This window comes from Nocardioides oceani (genome assembly GCF_030412965.1).
In the GTDB taxonomy this organism is placed as follows: Bacteria; Actinomycetota; Actinomycetes; order Propionibacteriales; family Nocardioidaceae; genus Nocardioides; species Nocardioides oceani.
This window is the reverse complement of the sequence record NZ_JAUHJQ010000029.1, coordinates 1-7,376: the sequence shown is the minus strand read 5'-3', so window position 1 is coordinate 7,376 and position 7,376 is coordinate 1. Positions and strand designations below refer to the sequence as shown.

Sequence of the window (7,376 nt, the reverse complement as noted above, 5' to 3'; positions counted from 1 at the left end):
CTCTCGTGACTCGCCTTGGCAGACGGGCACGAAAGTACGGGGACAAGTAGGTCGAGGGTGGGGCCACTTCAAGCCAGCACTACGGCTCCAAGTGGGGCCACTTCAGACTGGCACACTCACTGCTGCTGTGACTACCTCAACTTTCACCGACGAGACCGCCGCCCAGGCATGGATGGCCGCTCACTCACGCATCCCGGGCCAGATCCTCACTCAACCCCAAGCCGAAGCTCTCGCCGCGCGCCTCTTCGGAGCACTGCTCGCATGACCGCCCCACCGCACACCCCACGAGAGGAGACCGACGACATGACCGTGACGAACGAGGCACAGCACCTGGTCGCCCTGATCCGTGAGCAGTTCGGGCTGCCCGACCTGCCGCTGCATCTGGGTCGCCTGCTCGCCGCCGGCGAACCGGTCACCGTGGCCGCGGCGGCCGCCGCCGGCGGCTGGACCGAACAGGATCTGCGTGACGAACTCTCCCGGCACCCCGGCACCCCGGCACGGACTGGGACGCCCAGGGCCGCATCGTGGGGTTCGGGGTAACCCTGCGCGAGACACCGCATCGGTTCACCTTCGACCACCAGACGGTCTACACGTTCTGCGCCACCGACGCCCTCGAGGTCTCGGTCATGCTCGGCCGATCAGGAGTCATCGAGTCCACCTGCCCGGCCGCCGGCCAACCCACCCGGGTCGAGCTGACCCCCGAGCAGATCCTGAGCGTGGACCCACCCCACGCCGTGGTGTCCAAGGTGCGCCCCGACCACGCGGTAGACGACATCCGCGCCCAGGTCTGTGCCCTGGGCAACTTCTTCAGCTCCGCCGAAGCCGCCGCCGACTGGCTCGCACACAACCCCGACGGCAAGGTCGTCACAATCGCCGAAGACTTCGAGGTCACCAAGCAGGCGATGACCCAGCTCGGCTGGGCCGCAGCCCCCCGCTAGCGCACCACCCAGGGCCAGCCCAGCGCACGAAGGCCCCAGGAACCCATCGTCGACAGCCACCTGCGAAGGAGCACCACGTGCCCGAGAATTTCGACATCGATCTTGCCGTGATCGGATCCGGTGGCGCCGCAATGGCTGCGGGCATCGCCGCGCGCAAGGCCGGGGCATCGGTGATGCTGATCGAGCGCGGTGCTCTCGGCGGTACCTGCGTCAATGTGGGCTGCGTTCCCTCCAAGACCCTGCTGGCCGCGGCCGGCACCAGGCATGCGGCCCTGACCAATCCGTTCGCGGGTGTCCCGACCTCGGCGGACGGTGTGGACCTGGCCGCGTTGGTGGCGCAGAAGGCCGAGCTGATCGGAGGGCTGCAGCAGCACAAGTACGCCGACGTTGCCAAGGCGTGGGGCTTTCCGGTCGTTACCGGCGAGGCCAGGTTCACCGGCCCCGAGACGTTGGAGGTGAACGGCAGCCCGGTACGGGCGCGGGCCTACATCGTCGCCACGGGATCGATGCCGGTCGTCTCCGACATCCAGGGAATCGATTCGGTGGACTATCTGACTTCAACCACCGCGATGGAGCAGCAGAGCCTGCCTGAATCGCTCGTCGTCATCGGTGGCGGCTACGTCGGCATGGAACAGGCACAACTGTTCGCTCACCTCGGATCCGCGGTCACCGTGATCGGGCGCCTCGCACCACACATCGAACCCGAACTGCGCGCCGTCATGAAGGGCGTGTTCGCCGAGGCCGGCATCAACATGGTCGAGGAGCATGCCGCTCGCGCCCAGACCACCGACGACGGCAGGGTGCGGGTCACCACCACATCAGGTGAACACATCACCGCTCACCGCCTGCTGGTGGCCACCGGTCGACGACCCGAGACGAGCGCGTTGGACCTGCGGGCGGCCGGCGTGGAGACCGACCGGCGCGGCTTCATCGAGATCGATGACCATCAGCGCACCTCGAACCCGCGCATCTATGCCGCCGGCGATGTCGCCGGGACGCCCCAGTTCGTCTACGTCGCCGCCGCCTCCGGACGCGTAGCCGCCATCAACGCACTGGCCCAGGATCGGACCACTGCGGCCACCGTGGACTACACCGGACTGCCAGCGGTGATCTTCACCCGCCCCCAGCTGGCCTCTGCAGGATTGACCGAGAAAGAAGCCCTCCGCCAGGGCTACGACTGTGCCTGCCGGGTCCTCAGCATGGAACACGTGCCCAGAGCACTGGTCAACCACAACACTCGAGGAGCATTGAAGGTGGTCGCGGACGCGACCACGGGCAAGCTGCTCGGTGTGCACGCCGCCGCCGACGGCGCGGGCGAGATCATGCTCGCCGCCACCTACGCCATCAAGATGGGCATGACCATCGACGACGTCGCCGACACCTGGGCGCCCTACCTGACCATGGCCGAGAGCCTGCGCATCGCGGCCGGGCTGTTCCGCGACGAGTTGCCCACCTCCTGCTGCGCCTGACGACCGGCCCGTCCTCGCGAGGCGCGGTACGACCGCGACTGAACCCGGTGTCAGGGAGACATCGAGGATGCCCGCTGTATCGAGATCCGGAGCGAACTGCGCACCTGGCGGACCGCCGCACTTTGACCTAAACGCCCGGACCCTCGGATTCGTCAACGTTCCCTGCGGAAAGTTCGTCCATCTGGCGCGCATCTCGACACTTGTCGAGATGCAGCGAACGTTGAACAACTCGAATCTTGTTCAAAGAGCACTGGGTCGCTGGACTTAACACGGCCGACATTCGCGGCACGCGGACCAGCAAGTTCGGGCATTGCGTCGAACGACAGCCCCCGGGTTGCCCAACGCCGCCCAACGCCCGGGGGGTCACGCGTACGACGTGCCTGGCGTTAACAGGCGAAGTGCCGGCCTCGACTACCTGCCAGAACTAGCATTCGAGATCCGAGGGCCCTCGTCGAGGGGTTGAGAATGGAACCACAACAACAGGCATCAATGGCCGAGGCGCCCAGTGTCGGCCCGGACCTCGCTGCTGTGTACCTGGAGCACCGCGAAACCATGTACCGCGTCGCCTTCGGCATGCTGCGCACCGATCGGCACAACCGGGCCGAGGACGTGACCGGTGAGGTGATGATGTCGATGGTCAAGAACCCACCACGCCAGGAGGTGCGCAACTGGGAGGCGTTCTTGGTCCGAGCGGTCCAGAACAAGATCCGGGACCTGTGGAAGTCGGCCGCGCACCGTCGCGAACAGCTCGTGGTCGACGAGGCCACCCCCCTCGAGGACGAGCGGCACGGCGGCGACCAGGTCGAAGACGACCCCGCTTCCGGTGTCGTTGAGCTGATCGAACGTCACCACAGGGTGCAGACCGTGCAGGATGCGCTGGTCGAACTGGAGGCATGGGACCACCAGGCGGCCCACGTTCTGTGGCAGTGCGCGGGGCTGGAGCGGTCCTCCCAGGAGGTCGCCGACGAGCTCGGGGTGTCCAGCTCCCGGGTCAGGCAGATCTCGGCGAAGGCGAGGAAGGAATTGATCAAGATCTTGGGGGCGAAGGAGGTGGACCTATGAACGAAGAGACCGACCGACTGCTGGAGCAACTGCTGGAAGAACCACCTGGCCCGCGGCGCGAGCATATGCTCATGCGACTCGACGGCGACCAGCGCGAGCAGATCCGGGCGCTGCTCGATGCCGGCGACCTGGTGTGGGAGGCAGCACACACCGCCCCTCCCCTGGAGGAGGATCCCGTCGCCGCGATGCTGGGCGTGGTGCCGGATCCCGGCTTCCAGCTCGACGCCGCCGCTCTCGTGCGCGCCTGCAAGGCAAGCAGCGTCAAGCCCACGGCGTTGGCGGCCCGACTGAGTGCACGCGGGTGGCAGGTGGACACCACCGACGTGTTCCGGTGGCAAACACGTGCCGCGCCGGACGTTCCCCCGGCGCTGATCAAGGCGATCGCCGAAGAGGTGCGCATCGACCCTGATCGTCTGGTTGCAAAGGCTGAGCCGAAGCCAAACACGCTCCGCGCGGTGGCCGAGGATGTCGCAGCAACACCACGCTTTCGTGACCTCGCTCAGCGGTTCGCGCAGATCCAACGGATGTCCCCAACCATGGCGGTATCGGCTCTGCAGTCACGGATGCTGGCCACGGTTCACCGTGGAGACGAGCCCGACAAGGAGCAGATGCTGGCGTCGGTGGAGGAGCTCGTCCGCGCCCTGGAGGCGAACCAGGGCCAATGAGAACGATCGAGGAGTGCGTCGAGGCCGCCCTCGCGGTTCTCACGCCGCAAGTTCGCGTCGGATTCGCCGCCGACCCGATCACGGTGCTCCGCGACGGACTTGACCTGAAGGTCCAGCAGGCCCCGCACCTCGCGCAGCGACGCGGTGATGGCGGGGCCTGCGACGGCGTCTCCTTCCTCCAGGACCAGGTGATCCTCTTTGCGCCCACTCCCTACAGCCGCCGGGAGAACTTCACCCTGGCCCACGAGCTGGGCCACTGGCTGGTGACCCAGACCCCGCCGGTCTACGACTGGCTCTTCGAGCAGCCTGACCCGAACCAGGAGCTCGAGACGGTCTGCGACGGCATCGCCCAACGGCTGCTGTTGACCCAGTCGTCCATCGACCAGGTCGTCCAGGCCGGGCCCATGCAGGCCCGGCACGTCCTCGACCTCTATGAGCACAGCAACGCCAGCATCCCCGCGTGTGCGATCGCCCTCGCCGCGCGACTGCCAGGGCTCGGCGCCGTAGTGATCGTCGAACACCGCGGCCCCCCGGATCCGGCAGTCGTGGCCTACGCGAGCATCCGCCCAGACCCGGAACGGGGCTGGCCCAAGGTCTACCCGTGGCCCGGACAGGACGTCCCGGCTGGCCACCCGCTCCACCACGTTCGCGCAGGCGGATCCATCCGGAGGCGCAGCTTCTGGGCGATGCCGTGGGGCGAGCGGGCCGACTTCTACCTCGACGCCGTCGAGGTCCGCGGACGGTGGATCGCCGTGCTCGCCGACACTGACCTGTGGGGCGCCGAAAGGTTCCACCCCAACACGGCGCGTGAGTTCGATCAGCGGCCAGAACGCGAGATCCACTGCTGCGGGCAGACCCAGAAGGTCCGTGGATACCCGTGCCCGACCTGCGACGAGGCGCACTGCCCGGAGTGTGGAAAGTGTCGCTGCGAGCGCCAGCAGGACGAGCTGATCATGTGTGCCGGCGGCTGTTTCTTGATCTTCCGCCCGAACCTGCTCGTCAACGGCCTGTGCGAGGAGTGCCGCTAACAGGCTTCGCCTCCGCCTCGACTACCTGCTGAGAGGACGCCGGGACCGCCCCGACGACTCTCGGGCAGGAGACGACACCACAGATGGCGAAGAACACCGGCAAGGGCCACCGCGTCGGCGCGGTCAAGGGACGCAGCGAGTTCAAGGTCAAGGGCACCTGGTTCAAGCGGGACTCGAAGACTGGCCGGATCCTCAACGGCAGCCCGCAGCAGCACAAGGGCGTCCGCAACGAGAAGTAGACCAGCCTCACACACGCACCACCGTTGCCCTACGACATCACCCATGCGCATGAGCAATCAACCACGAGCAAGTCAGCAAGGAGAACAGTCATGACCAACGACAAGAAGCCGCCCCAAACCATCACCTTCACCGTCGATAACGTCGAGTTCACGGTGAGCGAGAAGCACCAGACCGCCGGCGCCATCCTCACCCTCGCGGGCCTGGACCCGGCGATGTACGACCTGGCCAAGCTGCACGGCGATGGTGAGGCGTTCAAGGACGACCAGCAGGTCATCGTCCAGGACGGCGACGACTTCGTCACGGTGCGCGCCAGCGCCCCGGTGGCCTGAGGAGGCCGGGATGGAGCACGGAATCGACGCCATGGTGAGGTGCCTGGAAGCGCTCAGCGCAGCACCCGTGCTCCGTCACGGTTTACTCACCTACACCCTCACTCCCGCCCACGGTGCCCGCGCCGGCCAGCCGGTCGAGAGCGGCGTGGCCGAGTCCGAGGCGCAGCTGTGGCCAGCGACCCCGCCCCACTGGGTGCACCTCCCAGCCGACGTCACCATCCCGGCGTCGAACACCGGGGCCTCGCCCCACCCCGGCTGGGTCGGTCACTCCCGCGACATCAAGGGCTGGGCGCAGGAGATCAACCACGGCATGGCCTGGCTCTCCCACGTGCGCAGCGTGATCGCCGGAGCTACCGCATGACCCCGCGGCGTTTCTCGGTCGCGATGACCAAGGCATTCGACGAGACCCTGACGCGGCACCTGATCCGCTCCGACGGCCAGGAGGACCTCTGCCTGGCCATGTACGCACCTTCCACAGGTGCCGAGCGCGACACGGCGCTGCTCCGCGACGCGTGCCTTCCCCTCGAGGGAGAGCGGAAGGTCCACGGCAACGCCAGCGTCACCGGCCGGTACGTCCTGCGAGTCGCACGCCAAGCCCGCAACCTCGGTTTGGGCGTGGTGATCCTCCACTCCCACCCCGGCGGCCGCGGTTGGCAGGAGCTCAGCGACCTCGACGCCGACGCCGAGGCGTCCTATGCCCAACTGGTCGAGCAGGTCACCGGCCAGCCGCTGGTCGGAATAACCCTCGCCGGCAAGGACCACACGTGGTCGGCCCGCCGCTGGAGTGCCGCCGGAAGCGCCGTGGACCACGTCGACGCCGAGAGTGTCCGGGTCCTGGGCGCACGGCTCGAGGTCAGCTGGAACGACCAGTTGGTCCCGGTCCCAGCCCCGATGCCCAGCCAGCTGCGCACCGTCTCGGCATGGGGCGAGCGCCCGCAGGCCGACATGGCGCGTCTGCGAGTGCTGGTGGTCGGTGCCGGCAGCGTGGGTATGGACGTGGCTATCCGGCTGGCCGCGACCGGGATCGAGAAGGTCGCGGTGATGGACTTCGACGTCGTCAAGGAGGTGAACCGCGACCGCCTGGTCGCCGCGACCCGCCGTGACGCCCGGCTCCGGGTCCCCAAGGTCGACGTCGCCGAGCGAGCGTGCCGCAGCGCGGCGACTGCCGCCTCCTTCGAGTTCGGCCGCCACCAGCTCGACGTCACCAGAACCCGGGGCCAGAGCACGGTTCTGGACTACGACGTGATCTTCTCCTGCGTCGACCGGCCATGGCCCAGGGCCGTCCTCAACCAGATCCCGTACACCGACCTGATCCCGGTCATCGACGGCGGGATCGGGATCGACACCTTCGAGACCGGGCAGATGCGTAACGCCACAGTCCGCACCCACATCGTCCGACCCGGCCGTCCCTGCCTGCAGTGCAACGGCCAGCTCGATCCCGCGCAAGTCGCCCGCGACCGACTCGGGTTGTTCGATGACCCGACCTACATCGAGAGGTCCGGCCAGCCCGTGCCCGGGAAGCAGAATGAGGTTCCCCCCGGACCGTAGAGGCATCGACAATGAGGATCGAGATGCCAGAGAAGCGGAAGAAGTACGACCGGGAGTTCCGTGAGGGAGCTGTCCGGATCGTCGAAGAGACCAACAA

The 7,376-nt window shown here is 67.6% G+C and carries 10 protein-coding genes; all 10 read left to right on the top strand.

The features are described from left to right. Nucleotides 1-303 precede the first annotated feature (303 nt). The 10 genes from QWY28_RS22950 (at nucleotide 304) to QWY28_RS22905 (ending at nucleotide 7,279) form a co-directional block, all read left to right on the top strand. On the top strand, nucleotides 304-540 hold the full coding sequence (locus QWY28_RS22950) for a hypothetical protein (protein WP_300955249.1): 237 nt from the start codon (nucleotides 304-306) through the stop codon (nucleotides 538-540). Continuing rightward, nucleotides 525-938, top strand: a complete 414-nt coding sequence (gene merB / locus QWY28_RS22945; RefSeq protein ID WP_300955248.1) for an organomercurial lyase — start codon at nucleotides 525-527, stop codon at nucleotides 936-938. Before QWY28_RS22950 ends, merB begins: the two co-directional genes overlap by 16 nt. A 77-nt stretch (nucleotides 939-1,015) precedes the next feature. Then, the gene (gene merA / locus QWY28_RS22940) at nucleotides 1,016-2,407 is read left to right on the top strand and encodes a mercury(II) reductase (protein WP_300955247.1); all 1,392 of its coding nucleotides are present in this window, start codon (nucleotides 1,016-1,018) and stop codon (nucleotides 2,405-2,407) included. Nucleotides 2,408-2,896: 489 nt separating this feature from the next. Next, entirely contained in the window at nucleotides 2,897-3,469 is a 573-nt protein-coding gene (locus tag QWY28_RS22935; protein WP_300955246.1) for a sigma-70 family RNA polymerase sigma factor, read from the top strand. Beyond that, complete coding sequence (locus tag QWY28_RS22930) at nucleotides 3,466-4,134, top strand: hypothetical protein (protein WP_300955245.1); 669 nt, start codon at nucleotides 3,466-3,468, stop codon at nucleotides 4,132-4,134. Before QWY28_RS22935 ends, QWY28_RS22930 begins: the two co-directional genes overlap by 4 nt. Further along, a complete protein-coding gene (locus QWY28_RS22925; RefSeq protein WP_300955244.1) occupies nucleotides 4,131-5,162 on the top strand; it encodes an ImmA/IrrE family metallo-endopeptidase in 1,032 nt (343 codons plus the stop codon). Before QWY28_RS22930 ends, QWY28_RS22925 begins: the two co-directional genes overlap by 4 nt. An 83-nt stretch (nucleotides 5,163-5,245) precedes the next feature. Continuing rightward, entirely contained in the window at nucleotides 5,246-5,401 is a 156-nt protein-coding gene (locus QWY28_RS22920; RefSeq protein WP_300955243.1) for a hypothetical protein, read from the top strand. Nucleotides 5,402-5,491: 90 nt separating this feature from the next. After that, nucleotides 5,492-5,731, top strand: coding sequence for a hypothetical protein (locus QWY28_RS22915; protein WP_300955242.1), 240 nt, complete (start codon nucleotides 5,492-5,494; stop codon nucleotides 5,729-5,731). A gap of 10 nt (nucleotides 5,732-5,741) precedes the next feature. Next, nucleotides 5,742-6,092, top strand: coding sequence for a hypothetical protein (locus tag QWY28_RS22910; RefSeq protein WP_300955241.1), 351 nt, complete (start codon nucleotides 5,742-5,744; stop codon nucleotides 6,090-6,092). Beyond that, complete coding sequence (locus QWY28_RS22905; RefSeq protein ID WP_300955240.1) at nucleotides 6,089-7,279, top strand: ThiF family adenylyltransferase; 1,191 nt, start codon at nucleotides 6,089-6,091, stop codon at nucleotides 7,277-7,279. Before QWY28_RS22910 ends, QWY28_RS22905 begins: the two co-directional genes overlap by 4 nt. Nucleotides 7,280-7,376 lie beyond the last annotated feature (97 nt).

What these genes read in the sequence shown, in the direction of transcription:
- QWY28_RS22950 (WP_300955249.1), top strand. Translation starts at nt 304, where the DNA reads ATGACCGTGACGAACGAGGCACAGCACCTGGTCGCCCTGATCCGTGAG.
- QWY28_RS22935 (WP_300955246.1), top strand. Translation starts at nt 2,897, where the DNA reads ATGGCCGAGGCGCCCAGTGTCGGCCCGGACCTCGCTGCTGTGTACCTG.
- QWY28_RS22930 (WP_300955245.1), top strand. Translation starts at nt 3,466, where the DNA reads ATGAACGAAGAGACCGACCGACTGCTGGAGCAACTGCTGGAAGAACCA.
- QWY28_RS22925 (WP_300955244.1), top strand. Translation starts at nt 4,131, where the DNA reads ATGAGAACGATCGAGGAGTGCGTCGAGGCCGCCCTCGCGGTTCTCACG.
- QWY28_RS22920 (WP_300955243.1), top strand. Translation starts at nt 5,246, where the DNA reads ATGGCGAAGAACACCGGCAAGGGCCACCGCGTCGGCGCGGTCAAGGGA.
- QWY28_RS22915 (WP_300955242.1), top strand. Translation starts at nt 5,492, where the DNA reads ATGACCAACGACAAGAAGCCGCCCCAAACCATCACCTTCACCGTCGAT.
- QWY28_RS22910 (WP_300955241.1), top strand. Translation starts at nt 5,742, where the DNA reads ATGGAGCACGGAATCGACGCCATGGTGAGGTGCCTGGAAGCGCTCAGC.
- QWY28_RS22905 (WP_300955240.1), top strand. Translation starts at nt 6,089, where the DNA reads ATGACCCCGCGGCGTTTCTCGGTCGCGATGACCAAGGCATTCGACGAG.